Annotated in this window: 24 protein-coding genes; 14 read left to right on the forward strand and 10 right to left on the reverse strand. The window is 35.4% G+C overall.

Annotation, left to right across the window (positions count from 1 at the left end; translation table 11 throughout):
* The first annotated feature begins 27 nt into the window (after window positions 1-27).
* From JO950_RS00210 to JO950_RS00220, 3 genes are all read left to right on the forward strand, one after another.
* Window positions 28-384 carry a hypothetical protein gene (locus JO950_RS00210; protein ID WP_029270935.1) on the forward strand — a complete coding sequence of 119 codons (357 nt, stop codon included), beginning with the start codon at window positions 28-30 and terminating at the stop codon, window positions 382-384.
* Between the two features lie 108 nt (window positions 385-492).
* Complete coding sequence (gene pheS, locus JO950_RS00215; RefSeq protein WP_202700508.1) at window positions 493-1,512, forward strand: phenylalanine--tRNA ligase subunit alpha; 1,020 nt, start codon at window positions 493-495, stop codon at window positions 1,510-1,512.
* Window positions 1,513-1,592: 80 nt separating this feature from the next.
* Window positions 1,593-2,000 carry a hypothetical protein gene (locus JO950_RS00220; RefSeq protein ID WP_070906388.1) on the forward strand — a complete coding sequence of 136 codons (408 nt, stop codon included), beginning with the start codon at window positions 1,593-1,595 and terminating at the stop codon, window positions 1,998-2,000.
* Window positions 2,001-2,266: 266 nt separating this feature from the next.
* Here JO950_RS00220 and JO950_RS00225 read toward each other — a convergent pair whose 3' ends face one another.
* From JO950_RS00225 to JO950_RS00235, 3 genes are all read right to left on the reverse strand, one after another.
* Entirely contained in the window at window positions 2,267-3,262 is a 996-nt protein-coding gene (locus tag JO950_RS00225) for an NAD(P)H-dependent glycerol-3-phosphate dehydrogenase (protein ID WP_017497416.1), read from the reverse strand.
* 330 nt (window positions 3,263-3,592) lie between these two features.
* Window positions 3,593-4,750, reverse strand: coding sequence for an iron-containing alcohol dehydrogenase (locus tag JO950_RS00230; RefSeq protein WP_202700509.1), 1,158 nt, complete (start codon window positions 4,748-4,750; stop codon window positions 3,593-3,595).
* A gap of 387 nt (window positions 4,751-5,137) precedes the next feature.
* On the reverse strand, window positions 5,138-5,899 hold the full coding sequence (locus JO950_RS00235) for a type 1 glutamine amidotransferase domain-containing protein (protein ID WP_202700510.1): 762 nt from the start codon (window positions 5,897-5,899) through the stop codon (window positions 5,138-5,140).
* A gap of 85 nt (window positions 5,900-5,984) precedes the next feature.
* On the opposite strand from JO950_RS00235, the gene JO950_RS00240 reads away from it, so the two are divergent.
* From JO950_RS00240 to JO950_RS00285, 10 genes are all read left to right on the forward strand, one after another.
* Complete coding sequence (locus tag JO950_RS00240) at window positions 5,985-6,890, forward strand: LysR family transcriptional regulator (protein ID WP_202700511.1); 906 nt, start codon at window positions 5,985-5,987, stop codon at window positions 6,888-6,890.
* A 67-nt stretch (window positions 6,891-6,957) separates the two neighbouring features.
* Window positions 6,958-7,314 carry a PKD domain-containing protein gene (locus tag JO950_RS00245; RefSeq protein WP_202700512.1) on the forward strand — a complete coding sequence of 119 codons (357 nt, stop codon included), beginning with the start codon at window positions 6,958-6,960 and terminating at the stop codon, window positions 7,312-7,314.
* A 114-nt stretch (window positions 7,315-7,428) separates the two neighbouring features.
* Window positions 7,429-8,121 carry an NUDIX domain-containing protein gene (locus JO950_RS00250; RefSeq protein WP_202700513.1) on the forward strand — a complete coding sequence of 231 codons (693 nt, stop codon included), beginning with the start codon at window positions 7,429-7,431 and terminating at the stop codon, window positions 8,119-8,121.
* 74 nt (window positions 8,122-8,195) lie between these two features.
* The gene (gene prs / locus JO950_RS00255) at window positions 8,196-9,029 is read left to right on the forward strand and encodes a ribose-phosphate diphosphokinase (RefSeq protein WP_202700514.1); all 834 of its coding nucleotides are present in this window, start codon (window positions 8,196-8,198) and stop codon (window positions 9,027-9,029) included.
* Between the two features lie 88 nt (window positions 9,030-9,117).
* Window positions 9,118-9,645 carry an NADAR family protein gene (locus JO950_RS00260; protein ID WP_202700515.1) on the forward strand — a complete coding sequence of 176 codons (528 nt, stop codon included), beginning with the start codon at window positions 9,118-9,120 and terminating at the stop codon, window positions 9,643-9,645.
* 9 nt (window positions 9,646-9,654) lie between these two features.
* On the forward strand, window positions 9,655-11,106 hold the full coding sequence (locus JO950_RS00265) for an O-acetyl-ADP-ribose deacetylase (protein ID WP_202700516.1): 1,452 nt from the start codon (window positions 9,655-9,657) through the stop codon (window positions 11,104-11,106).
* Window positions 11,107-11,114: 8 nt separating this feature from the next.
* Window positions 11,115-11,669, forward strand: a complete 555-nt coding sequence (locus JO950_RS00270; protein ID WP_202700517.1) for an RNA 2'-phosphotransferase — start codon at window positions 11,115-11,117, stop codon at window positions 11,667-11,669.
* Between the two features lie 43 nt (window positions 11,670-11,712).
* Entirely contained in the window at window positions 11,713-12,552 is an 840-nt protein-coding gene (locus JO950_RS00275; RefSeq protein ID WP_202700519.1) for an ADP-ribosylglycohydrolase family protein, read from the forward strand.
* A gap of 3 nt (window positions 12,553-12,555) precedes the next feature.
* Window positions 12,556-13,287 (forward strand): metallophosphoesterase, encoded by a 732-nt coding sequence (locus JO950_RS00280; RefSeq protein ID WP_202700521.1) that lies wholly within the window; start codon window positions 12,556-12,558, stop codon window positions 13,285-13,287.
* 24 nt (window positions 13,288-13,311) lie between these two features.
* Window positions 13,312-14,781: a nicotinate phosphoribosyltransferase gene (locus JO950_RS00285; RefSeq protein WP_202700523.1), complete on the forward strand. Its 1,470-nt coding sequence runs from the start codon at window positions 13,312-13,314 to the stop codon at window positions 14,779-14,781.
* A gap of 110 nt (window positions 14,782-14,891) precedes the next feature.
* Here JO950_RS00285 and nadD read toward each other — a convergent pair whose 3' ends face one another.
* The 5 genes from nadD to JO950_RS00310 all read right to left on the reverse strand — a co-directional run bounded on the left by nadD (window position 14,892) and on the right by JO950_RS00310 (window position 18,051).
* On the reverse strand, window positions 14,892-15,473 hold the full coding sequence (gene nadD, locus JO950_RS00290) for a nicotinate (nicotinamide) nucleotide adenylyltransferase (RefSeq protein ID WP_202700525.1): 582 nt from the start codon (window positions 15,471-15,473) through the stop codon (window positions 14,892-14,894).
* A 31-nt stretch (window positions 15,474-15,504) separates the two neighbouring features.
* Window positions 15,505-15,870, reverse strand: coding sequence for a four helix bundle protein (locus JO950_RS00295; RefSeq protein WP_202700527.1), 366 nt, complete (start codon window positions 15,868-15,870; stop codon window positions 15,505-15,507).
* Window positions 15,871-15,966: 96 nt separating this feature from the next.
* The gene (gmk, locus tag JO950_RS00300; protein ID WP_202700529.1) at window positions 15,967-16,539 is read right to left on the reverse strand and encodes a guanylate kinase; all 573 of its coding nucleotides are present in this window, start codon (window positions 16,537-16,539) and stop codon (window positions 15,967-15,969) included.
* A gap of 92 nt (window positions 16,540-16,631) precedes the next feature.
* Window positions 16,632-17,492 carry a YicC/YloC family endoribonuclease gene (locus tag JO950_RS00305; protein WP_202700533.1) on the reverse strand — a complete coding sequence of 287 codons (861 nt, stop codon included), beginning with the start codon at window positions 17,490-17,492 and terminating at the stop codon, window positions 16,632-16,634.
* Window positions 17,493-17,697: 205 nt separating this feature from the next.
* Window positions 17,698-18,051: an arsenate reductase family protein gene (locus JO950_RS00310; protein WP_202700535.1), complete on the reverse strand. Its 354-nt coding sequence runs from the start codon at window positions 18,049-18,051 to the stop codon at window positions 17,698-17,700.
* A 78-nt stretch (window positions 18,052-18,129) separates the two neighbouring features.
* Here JO950_RS00310 and JO950_RS00315 point away from each other — a divergent pair, with 78 nt between their 5' ends.
* A complete protein-coding gene (locus JO950_RS00315) occupies window positions 18,130-18,585 on the forward strand; it encodes a DinB family protein (protein ID WP_202700537.1) in 456 nt (151 codons plus the stop codon).
* An 80-nt stretch (window positions 18,586-18,665) separates the two neighbouring features.
* Here the strand turns inward: JO950_RS00315 and JO950_RS00320 are convergent, their stop codons facing one another.
* Window positions 18,666-19,157, reverse strand: coding sequence for a septal ring lytic transglycosylase RlpA family protein (locus JO950_RS00320; RefSeq protein WP_202700538.1), 492 nt, complete (start codon window positions 19,155-19,157; stop codon window positions 18,666-18,668).
* Window positions 19,158-19,247: 90 nt separating this feature from the next.
* A complete protein-coding gene (locus JO950_RS00325) occupies window positions 19,248-19,670 on the reverse strand; it encodes a hypothetical protein (protein WP_202700539.1) in 423 nt (140 codons plus the stop codon).
* Window positions 19,671-19,738: the final 68 nt, after the last annotated feature.

Genomic DNA, 19,738 nt, shown 5'->3' on the forward strand with positions numbered 1-19,738 from the left:
CTAAACTCAAGAATCTAAAATCATAAAATGTCCAGAGATACACAACTAAAAGAGCGATGGGAAAAGCTCGTCGATATATTGTCTAATCAATTTTCACAAGGAGAAGATTTAGATTTAGACGCCATAATTTATTTAATCGGAGTTCAGGAACTTGGAAAAGTACACCGTGAATTCAAAAAAGATGAAAAATTAAACCTAATGCACATCGCCATTTGTCGATTATTGGAACCTTATGGGTTTTATGAATTTGACTTTTTTGATGCCGAGGGATGGCCACATTATAAAGTAAAAGAAGAATTACCGCCACTGAAAGCAGGCGAACAATCGGTTTTGATGAAAGAAGCCATTGTGAATTATTTTTTAGAAAGAGAACTGATAGAGTAGTTTTTAGTCTCAGCCTCAGTTTTAAGTCCAATTGAGACTGAAAACTGAGACTGAGACTGTATACTTTAAAGTAAAATTATGTAAATTTGCACCTTCAAAGCAAGACTGATGATAGACAAGATAAAAGAACATATAGAGGAAGCAAAAGCCTTTAATGATAAAAATAAAGAATCTTTAGAGCAATTCCGTATCAAGTATTTAGGTAGTAGAGGTTTAGTTAGAGAACTTTTCAATGAGTTTAAAAATATTCCAAACGACCAGAAAAAAGATTTTGGAGTAGTAATGAATACTTTAAAAACTGCTGCGGAAGAAAAGGTAAAAGCGATTCAGGAAGAGCTGGAAAGCAAGCAGGAAGTAAAAGGAATGTTTGGTGATTTAACTCGTGCGGCCGAACCAGTAATTATTGGTTCACGTCACCCGATTTCAATTGTTAAAAATCAGATTATTGATATTTTTGCAAACATTGGTTTCAACGTTTCTGAAGGTCCGGAAATCGAAGACGACTGGCATAATTTCACCGCTTTGAACTTACCGGAATACCATCCGGCACGTGATATGCAGGATACTTTTTTCATTCAGACTAATCCTGATGTGTTGTTGCGTACGCATACATCATCTGTTCAGGTGCGTTATATGGAAAATCATAAACCGCCAATTCGTACTATTTCTCCGGGACGTGTGTTTCGTAACGAAGCGATTTCGTCTCGTTCACACTGTATTTTCCATCAGGTAGAAGGTTTGTATATTGACAAAGAGGTATCGTTTGCCGATTTAAAACAGACGTTGCTTTATTTCACTAAAGAAATGTTCGGAAAATCGAAAATTCGTTTGCGTCCGTCTTACTTTCCATTTACTGAACCAAGTGCCGAAATTGATATTTATTGGGGTCTAAAAACCGAAACTGATTATCGTATTACCAAAGGTACTGGCTGGCTGGAAATTGGAGGTTGCGGAATGGTAGATCCAAATGTTTTGAAAAATTGTGACATCAATCCTGATGAATACAACGGTTTTGCTTTCGGAATGGGAGTAGAGCGTATTGCTATGTTACTGTATCAAATTGGTGATATTCGTATGTTTTACGAAAATGATGTTCGTTTCTTAGAACAGTTCAAGGCCAATATTTAAAAATAAAGTTATTAGTGAATAGTGATTAGTGAGAAGCCTTCTTTCTAATCACTATTTACATTTTATGAATTACTAAGATTATGAAAAAAGATATAACAATTCCCGAAGTAGAAAACGTATTTCTTGCAGCAGTACAGGAATGGAGCGACGACTTTATGGAAAAAGTATGGTACGCTTACCTGGTAAATGACAGTGATTTTAACCTCGACAGCGTGATGGTAGTTTCAAAAGCATTTGGAACGATTGATGGCGAGATGAAAAAAACGTCTGTTTTACGTCATGCCTTTGTAGAAGTTCCTGCAGTTTCGGTTGTCAAAATCGAAATGGTTGAAAAGAGTTTACTGGTACTGAACAACGAGTTTATGGTAACGTTCTTCATTGGAAATACATTGTACGACAAGAAATTTACTTTTAAAGCAAACCTGATCAACGAAAACGATACGGAGGAAGTGCCTATTTTATTTGTTGAAGGAGTTATGGTGAAGTAAGTAGAGCGGAGTGCAGATTTGTAGAAGCAAGAAGCAAGAAGCTAGAGCAAAGAGGCAAGAAGATAGATTGTAGAGAATAGAATATAGAGTTTAGATTTCTTTATATTAAAATAAAAAAGAGTCAAGATGAATTTTAATTCTGTCCTGACTCTTTTTTTATCTGTCAAAAACAAGCTCACAATCTTATAATCTTGCTTCTTTGCTCTTGTCTCTATACTCTTTGCTCTTGCCTCTATATTCTATACTCTCACTTCTCTAAAAAGAAACTAATCCAAAGACTCCGTTAATTTTTTGAAAACCGATTTTGCATCTTTTCCTTCGTATAAAACAGCGTAGACAGCATCGATAATTGGCGTTTTTGCACCATAGCCCTGATTTAGTTTATAAGCGCTTTTAGTGGCGTAATAACCTTCGGCCACCATACTCATCTCCATCATCGCACTTTTTACCGTATAGCCTTTACCAATCATGTTTCCGAACATTCTGTTTCTTGAGAACACAGAGTAACCTGTAACCAATAAATCGCCTAAATAAGCGGAGTCATTGATGTTACGTTTCATTTTATGAACTTTGCGGATAAATTTCTTCATCTCGCGAATTCCGTTACTCATCATAACCGATTGAAAGTTATCCCCATAACCTAATCCGTGAGCAATTCCGGCTGCAATAGCATAAATGTTTTTAAGCATTGCCGCATATTCAGTACCAATAATATCGTCTGAGATTTTGGCTTTGATATAATTTCCGGACAAATGTTTTGCTACGATTGAAGCTTTTTCCGGATCCCCACAGGCAATTGTTAAGTAAGAAAGTCTTTCTAATGCTACTTCTTCAGCATGACAAGGACCAGTAATTACACCGATATTGTAGTAGGGAATGTCGTATTGAATGTGAAAATGTTCCCCAACAATCAAACTTGTTTCAGGAACGATTCCTTTAATAGCAGAAAAGATAATTTTATCAGACAATGAAACCGTTAAGTTTTTCAATTCACCATCTAAAAAAGCAGAAGGAATTGCAAAAATTACATAATCTGCATAGGCAACTGCTTCATTAATATTATTGGTCAGTTTAAGTTTTGCCGTATCAAATTCAACCGAACTTAAGTAATTCGGATTGTGTTTGTATTTCTGAATGTGTTCGATAGCAGCATCATTACGCATGTACCAGGCAATTTCTGAAAGATTTACACATAACATCTTTGCAATTGCCGTTGCCCAGCTTCCTCCTCCAATTACTGCAAATTTTAAATTTTCACTCATTATTTTAATAATTTAAAGCAAAAGTACTTAATAATGTAGTAATAATACAAAATCTCATTTAAGAAATTTGGAAAGGCTCTTTAAATACAATGGTTTCCGGAGGATTTAAATTGGAATAGAAAATATTTTAACGATTACACAATAAAAAGGTAATCAGTACGTTGTAACTATTTATAAATTAGAATTTAATGAGTTTAGCAAGAATTGAGTTAGTTAATTTTGTTTTAGTATTGTAAGAAGGCGTTCCCATAAAATGAGAACGCCTTTTTTTGTAAAATTCCAAATGAGCTTAAAATTGGAATTTGGATTTTTTTATTTAGAATTTATGCCTTAGTAGCTCATTTCAACAATCGATTTTACTTTGTCTAAAGTAATTAGTTGTTTTTCGCCCAAACCTTTCCAGCCTCTTTCATTAAATCGGTTTACAATAAAATCAGCCGTTTTGCTATAATCGTCTGTGTATTGCGAAAGTTTAGTATCCATTCCCATAGTATGGAAAAATGCTACCGTTTGATTGATGGCTTCTTTTGCTACTTCATCGTCAGAACCCGCTAAGTTGAAAATTCTTCTGCCGTATTGGGCAAGTTTTTCTTTTTTGGTCTCAAACATGATTTGGTATAAACTAGGTCCGATGATTGCCAAAGTTCTGGCATGATCAATTCCGTATAAGGCTGTTAATTCGTGTCCGATCATGTGAGTTGCCCAGTCTGAAGGAACTCCTTTTTGAATCAATCCGTTTAAAGCCATGGTACAGCTCCACATAAAATTAGAAGCCAAAGCATAATCGGTAGGATTTTCAACCACTTTTGGACCAACTTCAATTAACGTCTGTAAAATTCCTTCAGCAATGCGGTCTTGTAAAAAACCTTCGTGCGGATAAGTCAGGTATTGCTCCATTACGTGCGTATAAGCATCCACAACGCCATTTTGTAATTGTCTTTTTGGTAACGAAGCAATTACAGTCGGATCGCAAATTGAAAATTTAGGGAAAAGAGCACTTCCGCCAAAAGCAAGTTTTTCCTGAGTTGCCTCAATAGTGACAACCGCTCCCGAATTCATTTCACTTCCTGTTGCAGGTAAAGTCAGAACAGTTCCGAAAGGCATAGCATTTTCTTTAATAAGTAATCGTTTTTGCAGAATATCAATCGGATCTCCGTCGAAATTTACAGCTGCTGAAATAAATTTTACACCATCGATTACGGAACCACCGCCAACAGCTAAGATAAAATCAATTTTTTTAGCTTTGATCACAGCAACCGCTTTCATCAGCGTTTCAAAATGCGGATTGGGTTCGATTCCGCCAAATTCTACAATATCGAAACCTTTTAAGTTTTGAATCACCTGTTCGTGAATTCCGTTTTTAAAAATACTTCCACCACCATAGGCCAATAAGATTTTGGCATCTTTAGGAACCAGAGTAGAAAGTTTTTCAATTTGTCCTTTTCCGAAAATTAAATTCGTCGGATTGTATAATTCAAAGTTTAGCATTTTTTTTAGAGTTTCTAAGATGCTGAGGGGCTAGGGTTCTAAGTTTTTTCTTTAGATTCTTAAAATCTCAATGTCTCAGCATCTTTCATTATTTTTTTATTGTTAAGTTCATTAGTTTAATAACTTAGAATCTTAGTGTCTTAGTACCTCAGAATCTTTATTAATTCAATTGCTGTAATAATTTTCCGGCTACTAATTTAGATGAAGCGGGGTTTTGCCCGGTAATTTTTTAAGTTTCTAAGATGCTGAGGTTCTATGGTTCTAAGTTTTCTTTAGATTCTTAAAATCTCAATGTCTCAGCATCTTTCATTATAGTAATTGTTTTATTTTAATGTTTCTAAGTCCTGTTGCTTAGAACCTCAGAACCTTAGTATCTCAGTGTCTTTATTAATTCAATTGCTGTAATAATTTTCCGGCTACTAATTTAGATGAAGCGGGGTTTTGCCCCGTGATTAAAAGGCCGTCTTCTACAGCATAAGGTTGCCAGTTGGCTGCTTTCGAAAAGATAGCACCATTTTTGGTCAAAGCATCTTCCAATAAGAACGGAACTACTTTGGTTAAGCCCACCGCTTCTTCTTCGGCATTTGTGAAACCGGTTACTTTTTTGCCTTTTACTAAAAATTCGCCTTTAACTTTTACGTTTTTTAAGACTGCCGGAGCATGACAAACAAAAGCAACGGGTTTTTTATGAGTATAGAAAGATTCAATTAAAGCAATGGAACTTTTATCTTCTACCAAATCCCAAAGCGGACCATGACCTCCCGGGTAAAAAACAGCATCATAACCTTTCTGGTTGATCGTAGAAAGTTTATGGGTGTGTTTTAACTTCTCCTGTAAAGTTTTATCGGCGTCAAAACGTTTGGTGTCTTCAGTGGCCGATGCCGGATCGGCACTTTTAGGATCAATTGGAGGCTGACCTCCTAGTGGAGAAGCAATTGTAATCTCGACGCCCTGATCTAACAATTCGTAATAAGGTGCAGCAAATTCTTCTGACCAAAATCCGGTTTTCTCTCCTGTATTTCCCAGTTTATCGTTACTGGTCACAACAAATAGTACTTTTTTGGTGCTTTTTTTCGTTGCTTTTTGTGCTATAGCTGAAGTACTAAAAGCACTAAAGGCTATAATCGTAAGTAAGGTTATCTTTTTCATAAGTTTAAATTTTGATCAAATTTACGACTAAAGTGATATCAGTAAAAATAAAATAAACTATGTTTGTTATAAATATATTTATATCATGGTGAATTTGGAGTGGTACAGAACCTTTAAGGCTGTATATAAAAACGGGAATTTTTCTATCGCTGCAAAAGAGTTATTTATGAGTCAGCCTGCGGTGAGCCAGCAAATCTCTATGCTGGAAGCACATGTTGGAAATAAATTGTTCAATCGAAAGTCAAAAGGCGTAGAACCAACGGAATACGCTAAGTTACTGAATAATTTAATTATAGATGCGCTGGATCGGCTTGAAAATGTAGAAAGCAGCTTTCGGGCAAAAGCGGAAGATGCCAATCGGCTAATCTCTGTTGGGATCTCCAAAAATCTTTTTAATTGTATTGGAAACCTGTTGATTGCTAAGTTCGATTTGATCGATTTTACTTTTGCAGAAAACGATGTGCTTTTTGAGTTAGTGGATGCTAAAAAGCTTGACTTCGCAATTACCACAAAAAGATTTGACACCTTTGATACGGTCTACGAAATTGTGGGGAAAATTAAGCTCATCATGGTGGCACCAGTACGTTTGGACGGAACAGAGTTCCGTCAGAAATTAAAATCAGATAATTATACGGAAGTAGAGCAGTGGCTCAATGAACAAAAATGGTACAGTCACGATGCCAGAATTCCACATATAAAGTTATTTTGGCTACACGCTTTTAATAAAAAAAGGCCCTCTATGGTTCCGAACTATATTATTCCGTCTGAATCTGAAATGTTAAGGATGTTATCCGATAATGAAGGAGTAGCGATAACCTGGAACTGCAATGCACGAAAATATATTAAAGAAAATAAATTGCAGTTATTATGGAATAGTTTTTACGTACCGGAAGAGTATGTGTACCTGCTAACCGCTAAAAACAATAATCTGAATTCGTTTTTTGAAATTATTTCCAAAGAGTTAAAATTGTTTTTTGGTAACAGATTATGATGAAAATCATTGTTTTCTGTATTTTTAAAGAATAATTTTGGGAGATAAATTCTTAATATTTTTAAAAATGAAAAAGATTGCATCAATTTTAATGCTTGCCCTGATATTTTATACGGCTAATTCTTGTAGCAAACATGACGACGAGGTTATCTTGGATTGTTTTGCAGAAGCAATTTATGTAAAATTGCACAATTCTACAGATGCTACTAATCCAAAATTAATGAACTATTCTGTTGGATATAGCGGAACCGGAACTTTAGTTAGTGTAAATTGGACATTTGGAGACGGGACTACCGGAACAGGTAAAGATATTACACATCTTTATCCGGCAGCAGGAACCTATGAAGTTAAAGCGGAAGTTACAGTTGCAAAAGATGGTGCAAATTGTACTTCTATTCCAAAGAGAAACGTAACAATAAACTAGGCAGGCCGAAGGAAAAGGATATTCATGAGAGTCAATTTTATAATTTATTGCTGATGTGATAGATTATAAAATTGACTCTCATTCGTTATATTTGTGAGATAGGAGTTTTTAAATATGGAAAATTTTCAAAATATTCGAATTGCGGTTGATGCCATTGTGTTTGGATATAAGAACAACAGTTTGTATGTGCTTTTAATTGAGCAAAAATTTGGCTCTGCCGATAAGTATTGGGCTTTACCGGGTGGATTAGTAAAACAGGACGAATCTTTAAGTGAAGCTGTGATTAGGGAGTTGCATGAAGAGACCAGCGTTCAGCTTACTTTTATGGAGCAGCTGTATACTTTTGGAGATGACATTCACCGGGACTCCAGAAATCGCGTAATTTCTGTTGCCTATTATGCTTTAGTAGATGCCTCAGGTCTGGAAATTAAAGCCGATACCGATGCCGAACGCGTGCAATGGTTTAAAATTGATGAGATCCCTGATCTGGCATTCGATCATAATATAATCGTAAAAACTGCCATAACAAGATTAAAAGCAAAACTGACTTATGAACCCGTTGGTTTTGATTTACTTCCGCAGGAATTTCTGTTTTCTGACCTCGAGAATCTTTACTGTACCATTTTGGAGAAAGAAATAGACCGTCGAAATTTCAGAAAGAAGATACTCAGCTACGGCTTTTTAGATCAAACCGATCATTTTTCGCCAGTTAAAAGTGGGCGTCCTGCAAAACTTTTCAAGTTTAACGATTTGAAATATAAAGAGTTAATTGAGAAAGGGTTTCACTTTGAAATAAAGTTTGCGTAAATTTTACACAAAATAAATTGTTTAATAAATATATTGCTTTATATTTGCGTATAATTAACGCAAACTAAAATACTATGATACTTAATTTAGACCCAAAATTCACTCCAATTCTTAATAAAGAAGAAATAAAATTCCAAAGCTTTACATTTTCAGGAGGAGAACCACATATTAAAATCAATCCTGATTTTGATAATACCCAAAAAGTAACCATCACACACCGATTAAATTCATTCAACGATTTAGGTTTATTGTGCATCACAGTAGATGCATTGCGCAGAATGGAGGTTAAAATAATTGATCTTTTTATTCCCTATTTTCCTGCAGCCAGACAGGATCGTGTCATGATTAAAGGGGAATCTTTATCTGTAAAAGTATATGCTGATATCATTAATGCACTTCAGTTGAATAAAGTGTTTGTTTTTGATGCGCATTCTGAAGTGACTCCGGCCTTAGTAAACAATTGCGAAGTGATTCCGAATCATACTTTTATTGCAGCGGTTTTGAAAGTCATTGGCGAAAACGTAAAATTAATTTCTCCGGACGGCGGAGCATTAAAGAAAATTTACAAAGTTTCTGAATTTCTTGGAGGTATTGAAGTAGTAGAATGCAGCAAAAGCCGTGATGTAAAAACTGGAAGACTATCTGGTTTTAAAGTTTATGAAGACGATCTAAACGGAATGGACTGTTTAATTGTAGATGATATTTGCGACGGAGGAGGAACTTTCGTAGGGCTGGCTGAAGAATTAAAAAAGAAAAATGCTGGAAAATTGTATTTGGCCGTAAGCCACGGAATTTTTAATAAAGGTTTTGAAGTTTTGGATTGTTTCGATGCCATTTTTACCACCAATTCAGTAAAAGACTTCGAAGGTGAAAGCGTTCAGGTGATTGGATTGGATCAATTAATTTAAGAAGTTTCAAGTTACAGGTTTCAAGCTGTATAAGGAACCTGAAACAGAATAACAGAGAACTCGTTTCTTTGTTTCAATAACAAAAAACATGAAATACAATATAGATACCATAGCTCCGGAAAGTAAATTTTTATTTTTCTGGGGACACCAGCCAACAAAAGATGGAAGCATTTCGAAAACCTGTTTCAGTCAGTGGTGGTTAAGTGCCTTTACCGTTGATAAAGTGACTTACAAAACTGCCGAACATTGGATGATGGCAAAAAAAGCCGAATTGTTTAATGACAATGAAGTTTTAGCAAAAATTATTAAAGCCAATTCTCCTGCTGAAGCCAAAAAGTTGGGACGTCAAGTTAAAAATTATGACGATACACTTTGGTTAGCCAATCGATTTGAGATTGTTACACAAGGAAACTACCATAAGTTCAGTCAAAACCCCGATTTGAAAGCATTTTTGCTAAACACAGATGAAAGAGTAATAGTCGAAGCGAGTCCCGTTGATCCTATCTGGGGAATTGGAATGGCAGGTGACCATAAAGATGTTCTGAATCCTGAAAAGTGGAAAGGGCTGAATTTATTAGGTTTTGCTTTGATGGAAGTTAGGGATGAATTGAGATAACTATAGGTTATGAAAATAGAAATCATTAGAACCGATATAACCGAAATACACGTTGATGCTATTGTCAATGCAGCAAATACTTCTTTATTAGGCGGTGGTGGGGTTGATGGGGCTATTCATAGAAAAGGAGGAAAAGCCATTTTAGAGGAGTGTACCCAAATTCGAAATAAACAGGGTGGATGTAAAGTTGGGGATGCCGTGCTAACGACAGCTGGTAATTTGCCTTCAAAATATGTGATTCATACTGTTGGACCTGTTTGGAACGGAGGTAAAAGTTTTGAAGTCGAATTGTTGCAAAACTGTTATTTAAGTGTTTTAGAATTGGCGGTCACAAATAATATAAAAACAATCGCTTTTCCTAATATAAGTACTGGTATTTATAAATTCCCAAAAGATTTGGCGGCGGAAATTGCGATTAATATGATCGATAATTTTGAATTAAAAAATCATTTCGAAAAAATTGTTTTTGTTTGTTTTGATGAAGAGAATTTCAAAATTTATAATGATATAATAGAAAATGACTTCAATTATAAAATTAAATCCGGCTTGTTTGGAGTAGCGGTTGGTGATGCATTAGGTGTTCCAGTTGAGTTTTATTCTAGATCTGATTTAAAAGAAAATCCTGTTTCTGAAATGATAGGTTTTGGAACACATCACCAGCCAGCAGGAACATGGAGTGATGACAGCTCACTTGCTTTTTGTTTAGCAGAAAGTTTGTGTAATGGTTATGATTTATCTGATATTGCAAGAAATTTTGTAAAATGGTATAACACAGAATTATGGACGCCACACGGAAAGGTTTTTGATATTGGAATAGCAACCAGAAATGCAATTCATAATATTGGGAAAGGACATGAACCAGAATTATGCGGCGGTTTTGAAGAAAAAGATAACGGAAATGGTTCTTTGATGAGAATCTTACCTTTAGTTTTTTATCTTAAAAATGAAAAAGATATCGAAGTCATTTATAAAAAAGTAAAAGAAGTATCGTCTATTACCCATGCCCATTTTAGATCAGGATTTGCCTGTTTTATTTATGTTGTTTACTGTTTAGAACTTTTAAATGCCAATGATAAGACAGAAGCTTATAGAAGGATGCAGGATGTTGTCGCTGGCTTTTTGCGAGATAAAAAATTTAGTCCTGTTGAACTTCAATTGTTTGATAGAATTTTAAAGAGTAATATAGCCGAATATCCCGAAAATGAAATTCATTCGTCAGGTTACGTTCTTCATAGTTTAGAAGCCAGTTTATGGTGTTTTTTAAATTGGAATTCTTATGAAGGAACCGTTTTAAAGGCAGTAAACTTAGGAGGTGATACTGATACAACTGCAGCTATTACAGGAGGTTTGGCAGGTATTTATTATGGAATTGAGAACATTCCTCAGAAGTGGATTTTGGGATTAGCAAGAAAAAACGATATTGATGATTTGTGTGAACGATTGTTTTTAAAGTTAAAATAATAAAAGTTATGAATGAAAAAACAGCAAAAAGCGTCAGCAAATTTCTTAGTCTGGTGCTCAGACATTCACCTGAAACCATCGGCTTAAACTTAGACGAAAACGGATGGGCAGATGTTGAAGAATTGATTATAAAATGTAATAAAAATGGAAGCCAAAATCAGATGACGGCTGAACTTTTGGACTATGTGGTAGAAAATAATGATAAAAAACGTTTTGCTTTTAATGAAGACAAAACAAAGATCAGAGCCAGTCAGGGACATTCAATTTCAGTTGAGCTCAACTTGAAGGAGGCCGAACCTTCAGAGTTTTTATACCACGGAACCGTTGGGAAATTTATGGAAAGCATAAAACTTGATGGCTTACAAAAAATGAGCCGTCAGCACGTACACCTTTCCAAAGACAAAGAAACGGCAATAAAGGTGGGAAGCAGGCGAGGAGCCCCCCAAATTCTAACCGTAAGAAGTGGTGCCATGTACAGAGACGGATTTCAATTTTATCTGTCCGAAAATAATGTTTGGCTGACCGCTGAGGTTCCGGCAAAGTACATAGAGTTTAAATTATAAGGAGTAGTAGGCATCATTTTAAAATTATAAAACACAACAAATTATGATACTAGAAGCAGCAATAGGTGATGCATATGGTGCAGGTTTTGAATTTCGGGATTTAGATTTTATTGCTCAAAACAACCATTTAACCCAGTATCACAAACACGGACTTTATACTGAAATTTACAAACGCTATACAGACGATACGCAAATGGCAATTGCCATCTCAGAATTGTTATTAGAAGAGGATAATTGGAACGAAATCAAAGTAGCCGATAAGTTTGTTGAGGTATTTCACCGAGATAAAAGAAGAGGATACTCTGATAGAGTCTACAATGCCTTGGACGCAAGTAGAAATGGATCTGATTTCATTAAAATAATCAACAATGGCAGTAACGGAAACGGTTCTGCTATGCGGGCCTATAGTATTGGTTATTTAAAAGATATAGAGCAGTTGATGAGTTTCTGCGAAATTCAGGCAAGAACTTCTCATCATACTCCTGAAGGGATTAGTTGTGCGAAGCGTATTGCCTTGGCCGTTCACTATTTCAAATACAATTTGGGTGATGGATCGACTTTAGTGTCATTTTTGAACGAAACGCTAAAGGAGAATGAAACCTATAAAATTACTTCGCCAATCGATATGCACGGTTATCCGACTACACAGGCGGTTATTAAAATCGTTTCCGAAGCGACTTCCATGAAAGATTGCTTAAAAACAAGTATCGATTATGGCGGAGATACCGATACGGTTGCTGCCTTGTGTATGGCGATTTTAAGTAACAAAGAAAACTGCGATGAAAACCTGCCCGCATTTTTGTATGAAGGTTTGGAGAATGATACATTTGGAAAAGACTTTCTAATAAAATTAGATGCGGCTCTCGAAAATAAGTTTAATTAAATCATGAAAAGAACCTTTGTTTTTGGGGATATTCACGGCGGATTAAAAGCATTAATTCAGTTGTTAGAGAGAATGGATTGCTCAGAAAAGGATCGGTTTATTTTTTTAGGAGACTATGTAGACGGCTGGAGTGAATCAAAACAATTAATTGATTTTCTGATTGATTTACCCCAAAAACAGGAGTGTATTTTTATCAAAGGAAATCATGATGTCTGGTGTCAGGAGTGGTTAGAGAATGATGTTATAGACGATATTTGGTTTTTGCATGGAGGAAAATCGACTATAGAGAGTTATGTCGATATTGAACGTTCGGAAAAAGAAAAACATCGCCATTTTTTCAATACTATGAAAGATTACTTTGTAGACGAAAGTAACAATTTATTCATTCATGCCGGTTTTTCGTCCATGCATGGCCCGGAGAAAGAACATTACCAAAGCAATTATTCGTGGGATAGAACGTTGTGGGAAATGGCTTTGACAATGGATAAGAGAATTAAAAAAGATTCGCTTTCCTATCCGAAAAGATTGTTACTTTATGATGAGATTTATATTGGTCACACACCAACCCTTCATTATAATGTAGAGATTCCAATGCAAGGATGTAATGTGTGGAATGTCGATACCGGGGCTGGCTTTTATGGCAGATTAACGGGGCTTGATGTAGAGACAAAAGTATTTTGGCAAAGTGATATAGTACAAGAGCTTTATCCAAATGAAAAAGGAAGAAATAAATAATTGAAAAAATAACGAAGAAATTTTATGAACCCATTATTATTAACCGACGGTTACAAAGTTGACCACAGAAGACAATACCCAGACGGAACAACATTAGTATATTCCAACTGGACGCCAAGAAAATCAAGAATTGAAGGTTTAGAAGAAGTTGTGTTTTTTGGATTGCAATATTTCATCAAAAAATATATCATTCATGATTTTGAGGCCGATTTCTTTAAAAGACCAAAAGAAGAAGTCGTTAAAAAATACGCTCGCAGAATCAACAATTATTTAGGGGAAAATCAGGTTGGAACCAAACATATTGAAGATTTACATGATTTAGGATATATTCCAATGGTTTTTAAAGCGTTGCCAGAAGGTGTTAGCGTGCCATTAAGAGTACCCATGTTTACGATGTACAATACGCTTCCGGAGTTTTTCTGGCTAACTAATTATTTCGAAACCTTATTGTCTGCTGTAGTCTGGTTGCCTTGTAACTCTGCTACTATTGCAAAAGAATATCGAAAAGTATTGGATAAATTTGCCGACGAAACAGCATCAGTTCCTGAATTTGTAGATTGGCAGGCGCATGATTTCTCAATGAGAGGAATGGGTGGAATCGAGGCAGCAATTACTTCTGCTGCTGGACATTTATTGAGTTTTACGGGTTCTGATACCATTCCGGTAATTGACTTTTTTGAAGAATATTATAATGCTAACTCTGATACCGAATTGATTGCAGGTTCAGTTGCGGCAACAGAGCACTCTGTAATGTGTATGGGAACCACTGAAGGAGAATGCGAAACGTTTAAAAGACTGGTTACAGAAGTGTATCCAAAAGGAATCGTGTCTATAGTTTCGGATACCTGGGATTTATGGAAAGTTCTGACCGACTATTTACCACGATTGAAAGAAGAAATAATTGCCAGAGAAGGTAAAGTGGTGATCCGACCTGATAGTGGCGATCCGGTAGATATTATTTGTGGTAATCCAAACGGAAAAACAGCAGAAGAGAAAAAAGGAGTAATTGAGCTGCTTTGGGATGTTTTTGGAGGCACGGTTAATGCAAAAGGATATAAAGAGCTTATTCCGCAGATTGGTGCCATTTACGGTGATAGTATTACGGTAGCAAGGGCCACCCAAATTTGCGAAAGATTAAAAGAAAAAGGATTTGCTTCTACAAACGTTGTTTTGGGGATCGGTTCGTTTACCTATCAATACAATACCCGAGATACTTTTGGTTTTGCAATGAAAGCAACTTATGGAGAAGTTAATGGAGAAGGCAGAGCGATCTTTAAAGATCCAATCACAGATGACGGAACTAAAAAATCAGCCAAAGGATTAATGAAAATTGATTTAATTGATGGGGTATATCATTTAACGGACAATGTTTCCTGGGAAGAAGAAAAACAAGGCGAATTAAAAGAAGTTTTCAGAGACGGGAAACTTTTAACAGAGCAGTCTTTAGCAGATATTAGATTTCGAGTTAAATCTCAAATAAGCGTTACATTATAAAATGTAAAAGCCTGAATTTTGAACATGCCCCAAAAAGTTAGACACTATTTGGGGCATTTTTTATGGACTTGTGATTCCTCGTTCCTCGGAATGACAAGATTGCGTAGAAATTATTTCTTGTAAAAATTATTATGATCGATATATTCCCAAACTTTTGGCGGTAAAAGAGGCTGTATGTTTTTGCCTTCTTTGATACTGTTTCGGATAAAAGTAGAAGAGATTTCTACAATTGGAGCATCAATGATATGCACTTTTGGATGCGATTTTAATTCAATGTTTTCCTCTTCTTCAGATATTCGAGGATAGACATAAATATCGTAATCTGCTAAAAGCACTTCGTAGTTTTTCCATTTATGAAGCGTTTTTAAGTTGTCTTCGCCCATGATTAAAGAAAAGCCATGCGATGGATACTTTTCATGCAAATGAACCAGTGTATTGACCGTATAACTAGGCTGTGGTAATTTGAATTCGATGTCTGAAGGTCTTATTTTTGGATAATCTTCAGTGGCCAAATACACCATTTGCAAGCGTTGGTGATCGTCTAACAAGGTAGATTTCTTTTTAAGCGGATTGTGTGGGGTAACAACCATCCATATCTGATCTAAATCGGCAAATTCAGCCATGTGGTTGGCAATGATTAAATGACCAACATGAATGGGGTTATACGTTCCGAAATAAAGGCCTATTTTCATGGTTTAGTAACTGGTAATTAGTGAAAAGTGATTAGTCTTTAAGTGTTTTGCAAAAAGAATTAATCATTTTTGATTCTTCTTCAATTAGATTTAGAATTTCTCTATAAAGAACTTCGTTAGTTATAAATCCTAGTTCATTTGCAATTACTAATTGAGTTTCAATCTCAAACAGAGACCCTCTGGATATATTTAGGAAATGGGTAAATGAATTATCAGTATTCCGGCCATAGCCTTCTGCGATGTTTGATGGAACTGAAACAGAAGCCCTTTTTAACTGACTAGTGAGTGCATATAATTCTTCTTGCGGGAATGATTTTACCAACTGATACGTCAGGGAAACAATTTTAATCCCTTTTTGCCAAATTAGTAATTCCTTATATGATTTAATTCCACTCATGTAATATTATAATTTAAATTCGAGATCTACTATTTATGACGAAAGACTAGCAACAAGTAACTAAGGGCTAATGACTAGTAACTAATGACTAATAAACTATTTCGAAATAAAATCTTTTACCAACTGATATGCTTCTTCTTTAGCGGTATCTAAATCGTAATTTTTGATAATCGTATCAAATTGCGGTGCAGTTGCCAGTTCAACCGAAGCCTTTGCAATTCGCATGTTTATTTTGTCATCACTTTCAGTAGAACGTTGTTTTAGTCGACGTTTTAGTTCGTCAACACTTGGAGGTTTTACAAATACAGCCAAAGTTTGTTCCGGGAATTTATGTTTGATACGCAGTCCGCCGGCCACATCAATATCAAAAATCACATTTTTACCTAAAGCCCAGATTCTTTCAATCTCCGATTTTAAAGTACCATAAAAGTTGTCGCGATACACTTCTTCCCATTCCAGGAATTCCTCGGCCTTGATGTGTTTCTTGAATTGCTCCAGTGAAATAAAATAATAATCTTTTCCGTGTTCTTCCTCTCCGCGTGGGTCGCGAGACGCTGCTGAGATTGAAAATTCTAAATTTAAATCTTCTTTCCCCAATAAATGCTTTACTATAGTTGTTTTCCCCGATCCTGATGGTGCTGAAAAAACAATTAATTTTCCTTTATTCATTAATTTATGCTTTAGGCTTTAGGCGGTACGCTTTAAGCTCACTTACTCTATGTTTTTTTTGCTTAAAGCCTATTGCTTAAAGCTTGCGGCTTTTAAAGTACATTTAAAACCTGTTCTTTGATTTTTTCCAATTCATCCTTCATCATGACAACCAATTTTTGCATCTGCGCATGATTCGATTTTGAACCCATGGTATTGATTTCACGGCCCATTTCCTGAGTGATGAATCCAAGTTTTCTACCGTTAGCTTCAGAACCTTTAATAGTTTCAAGGAAATAATCTAAATGATTGGTTAAACGAACTTTTTCCTCCGTAATATCAAGTTTCTCAAGATAGTAAATCAATTCCTGTTCGAATCGGTTTTCATCCACATTCACTTTCAATTCTGAAATAGCAGTTTGCAGACGGTCTTTAATCGCTTTAATACGTTCCGGATCAAGTGCCAGAGCGTCATTCATGTATTGACGGATATTTGATATTCTAAGATTGAATTCTTTTTCAAGAGATTCGCCTTCGTCTTTTCTAAAAGTCAGAATGTTTTCCAAGGCCTCTTCGATGATCAGCTGAATTTGTTCCCAGTCATTTTCATCAATTTCTTCGCGCTCCGTCTTTAGGGTATCCGGCATTCGAACGGCCATTTTCATCAGTTCCGTTTCGTCTGCATTCGGGTAAACTTCTTTTAGTTGGGCGATGTAGTTTTTTACAACAGGAACATTTACCTTAGTTGAGGTTTGTTCAGAAGTACTTTCAACGTAAATTCCGAAATCAATTTTTCCTCTTTCCAGTTTAGTAGAGATTTGAGTTCTTAAACCTAGTTCCATTTCGCGGTACACCGATGGCATTCTAACATTTAAATCTAAACCTTTACTGTTTAAGGATTTTACTTCAACGGTAATTTTTTTTGTAGGCAATTGCAAAGAAGCTTTGCCAAACCCTGTCATAGATTGTATCATATAATTGAGTATAAAGGCGCAAAGATACTAAAAAACTTTAGAGTGAGGTTTTCTAGTTTCTATTGCCTTATTTTTAAAAGGTTTTGGGCGTTCCCTTCGGTCGGGCTATTCGTTTCAATCTTTTTTTGAGCAGAAAAAACTCAAAAAAAGGATTTCCACTTCTATCCCTAACGCAAACCGGGAATCTTTACAGCTTTTAGCTAAATTATTGTCCTAAGGCTTTCATTACCTGTAGAACATTCTGCTGACTGTTGCCGATGTAGATTTTGCCGTCAATAATAAAAACAGGACGGCTTAAAAAAGTATAGTGTTCCAAGATGTATTTTTTAAAATCGGCTTCCGTTAAAGATTTGTTCTTTAAATCCATCGATTTATACAATTGTGCTTTTTTGCTGAACAAAGCTTCGTAACTACCCGAAAGTTGATACATTTCTTCTAATTCCGTTGCTGTAATCGGATTTTGTTTAATGTCGTGAAAAACCAGGTTATTGCCTTCCGGTAATGCTTTAATGATTTTTCGGCAAGTATCGCAGGATGCTAAGTAATATATTTTGTTCATAAGTTTAAATTTAAGAGACTACAAAGAAAATCCATTTGAAACTTAAAATTGCCTAATTTTAGAAAAAAAAATAAAAATATGAACCCAGTTTTTGAAGTACAAAAGACCATTAGAGAGATTCTTTTGAAAGTTTTAGACAGTCATTCATTAGAACAGTTAAACAAAATTCCACCGGGATTTAATAATAATATCATTTGGAATATCGCACATTGCGTTGCTTCACAGCAGGCTTTGGTTTATAAGTTATCGGGCTTACCGGTTACCATTTCTGAAGAGTTTATTGCTAAATACCGAAAAGATACTAAGCCGGAAGGAGACGTTTCGCAAGCGGAAGTTGATAAAATACGGGAGTTGCTTTCGACTACTTTAAAGCAGGTTGAAAATGATTTTGCGGCAGGTATTTTTGTGAATTATAATGAATACACCACTAGTTTAGGATATACCCTGAAGAATATAAACGGAGCTTTGGATTTTAATAATTATCATGAAGGCGTTCATACCGGGATAGTAATGAGTATTCGAAAGTTTGTTTAGATCTTTTTTGGGACAACTCAATTTACGAAAAAATCCGACGGTTTCTAAAAAACTGTCGGATTTTGTATTTTAAAAGGATGTTATTCTACTATAGTTTCGATTGTAACTTTCATGGCACCGCTTCCTTTACTTTTCGTGATTTCCATAAAGGCTCTTTTGGATAGATCGAGATCTCTTGTTCGAACAAATGGACCGCGATCGGTAACTTTTACAATTACAAATTTTCCGTTTGCTTCATTGGTGACTTTTATTCTGGTTCCGTAAGGAAGTTTTTTGTGTGCTGCAGTGTAAGCGCTGTTGCTGAATCGACTTCCGTTAGCTGTTTTTTTACCATTAAAACGGTCAGCGTAATAAGAGGCATGTGCATTTTTTTTATAAGGTTTTAATTTCAAGCCCTTATCCGTAAAAACAGAATCAGTTGGTATTGCAATTAAATTAGGTCTGGCAGTTTTGACAGTATCCTGAGTAATTTTAGGTTCAGTTGCAGGCTTTGTTTGGCTTATAACATAGGTAAAACAACTTAAAAAAGTTATAGTAAGTGCAGTGAGTAAAATATGTTTTTTATTTCTCATGTTTTATTTTTTTTCAGACTTGGGGAGTTTGTACAAATAATATGCCGAGATAAAAAAAGCCCTCTTTTTAGGGCTTTAATTGGTTTTTTCTTAGAACCATAGGTTCCATGGGATTCTGCTTAAAATAAGCAATAATCCTAATCCGTAAAAAATAGCAAATGTTTTAAACTTTGCAGCGCTATCGATTAATTTTTTATGTTTAGACCATCCGATGGTGATCAAAATGATAGCAATAATATTGATTAAAGGGTGTTCTAATGAAGTAAGTCTAAGTGCTGCATCAGACATTTGGCCAAGGACAGCTTTCCCTAAAGGAGATATAAAATAAAGAATAAGACCGATCAATAACTGCGTATGAGTTCCAATCAAAGCAAACAAGGCAATTTTGCGGTCTTTGGCTGTGAAGTCTTTTTTAGAAGTAAGGCCAAGGATGGCATTTACAACAGCAATTAATAAAAGCAACAGCGCCAAATAAGCCCATCCTGAATGGAATTTTTGTAAAAAATAGTACATAAATTAGATTTTTTGATAAAACAAATATAGCAAAAAAGGGTATAAAAAAAGCGGCATCAGACTAAAAG

Source organism: Flavobacterium sp. UGB4466 (assembly GCF_903469665.1).
Lineage (GTDB): Bacteria > Bacteroidota > Bacteroidia > Flavobacteriales > Flavobacteriaceae > Flavobacterium > Flavobacterium lipolyticum.

Coding starts and splice junctions, on each gene's coding strand:
- gmk (WP_202700529.1), bottom strand. CDS start 16,539: ATGAATAAAGGAAAATTAATTGTTTTTTCAGCACCATCAGGATCGGGG.
- JO950_RS00235 (WP_202700510.1), bottom strand. CDS start 5,899: ATGAAAAAGATAACCTTACTTACGATTATAGCCTTTAGTGCTTTTAGT.
- JO950_RS00310 (WP_202700535.1), bottom strand. CDS start 18,051: ATGAACAAAATATATTACTTAGCATCCTGCGATACTTGCCGAAAAATC.
- JO950_RS00295 (WP_202700527.1), bottom strand. CDS start 15,870: ATGAGTGGAATTAAATCATATAAGGAATTACTAATTTGGCAAAAAGGG.
- JO950_RS00220 (WP_070906388.1), top strand. CDS start 1,593: ATGAAAAAAGATATAACAATTCCCGAAGTAGAAAACGTATTTCTTGCA.
- JO950_RS00210 (WP_029270935.1), top strand. CDS start 28: ATGTCCAGAGATACACAACTAAAAGAGCGATGGGAAAAGCTCGTCGAT.
- pheS (WP_202700508.1), top strand. CDS start 493: ATGATAGACAAGATAAAAGAACATATAGAGGAAGCAAAAGCCTTTAAT.
- JO950_RS00250 (WP_202700513.1), top strand. CDS start 7,429: ATGGAAAATTTTCAAAATATTCGAATTGCGGTTGATGCCATTGTGTTT.
- JO950_RS00240 (WP_202700511.1), top strand. CDS start 5,985: ATGGTGAATTTGGAGTGGTACAGAACCTTTAAGGCTGTATATAAAAAC.
- JO950_RS00320 (WP_202700538.1), bottom strand. CDS start 19,157: ATGAGAAATAAAAAACATATTTTACTCACTGCACTTACTATAACTTTT.
- JO950_RS00280 (WP_202700521.1), top strand. CDS start 12,556: ATGAAAAGAACCTTTGTTTTTGGGGATATTCACGGCGGATTAAAAGCA.
- JO950_RS00225 (WP_017497416.1), bottom strand. CDS start 3,262: ATGAGTGAAAATTTAAAATTTGCAGTAATTGGAGGAGGAAGCTGGGCA.
- JO950_RS00265 (WP_202700516.1), top strand. CDS start 9,655: ATGAAAATAGAAATCATTAGAACCGATATAACCGAAATACACGTTGAT.
- nadD (WP_202700525.1), bottom strand. CDS start 15,473: ATGAAAATAGGCCTTTATTTCGGAACGTATAACCCCATTCATGTTGGT.
- prs (WP_202700514.1), top strand. CDS start 8,196: ATGATACTTAATTTAGACCCAAAATTCACTCCAATTCTTAATAAAGAA.
- JO950_RS00260 (WP_202700515.1), top strand. CDS start 9,118: ATGAAATACAATATAGATACCATAGCTCCGGAAAGTAAATTTTTATTT.
- JO950_RS00305 (WP_202700533.1), bottom strand. CDS start 17,492: ATGATACAATCTATGACAGGGTTTGGCAAAGCTTCTTTGCAATTGCCT.
- JO950_RS00315 (WP_202700537.1), top strand. CDS start 18,130: ATGAACCCAGTTTTTGAAGTACAAAAGACCATTAGAGAGATTCTTTTG.
- JO950_RS00275 (WP_202700519.1), top strand. CDS start 11,713: ATGATACTAGAAGCAGCAATAGGTGATGCATATGGTGCAGGTTTTGAA.
- JO950_RS00230 (WP_202700509.1), bottom strand. CDS start 4,750: ATGCTAAACTTTGAATTATACAATCCGACGAATTTAATTTTCGGAAAA.
- JO950_RS00325 (WP_202700539.1), bottom strand. CDS start 19,670: ATGTACTATTTTTTACAAAAATTCCATTCAGGATGGGCTTATTTGGCG.
- JO950_RS00245 (WP_202700512.1), top strand. CDS start 6,958: ATGAAAAAGATTGCATCAATTTTAATGCTTGCCCTGATATTTTATACG.
- JO950_RS00285 (WP_202700523.1), top strand. CDS start 13,312: ATGAACCCATTATTATTAACCGACGGTTACAAAGTTGACCACAGAAGA.
- JO950_RS00270 (WP_202700517.1), top strand. CDS start 11,115: ATGAATGAAAAAACAGCAAAAAGCGTCAGCAAATTTCTTAGTCTGGTG.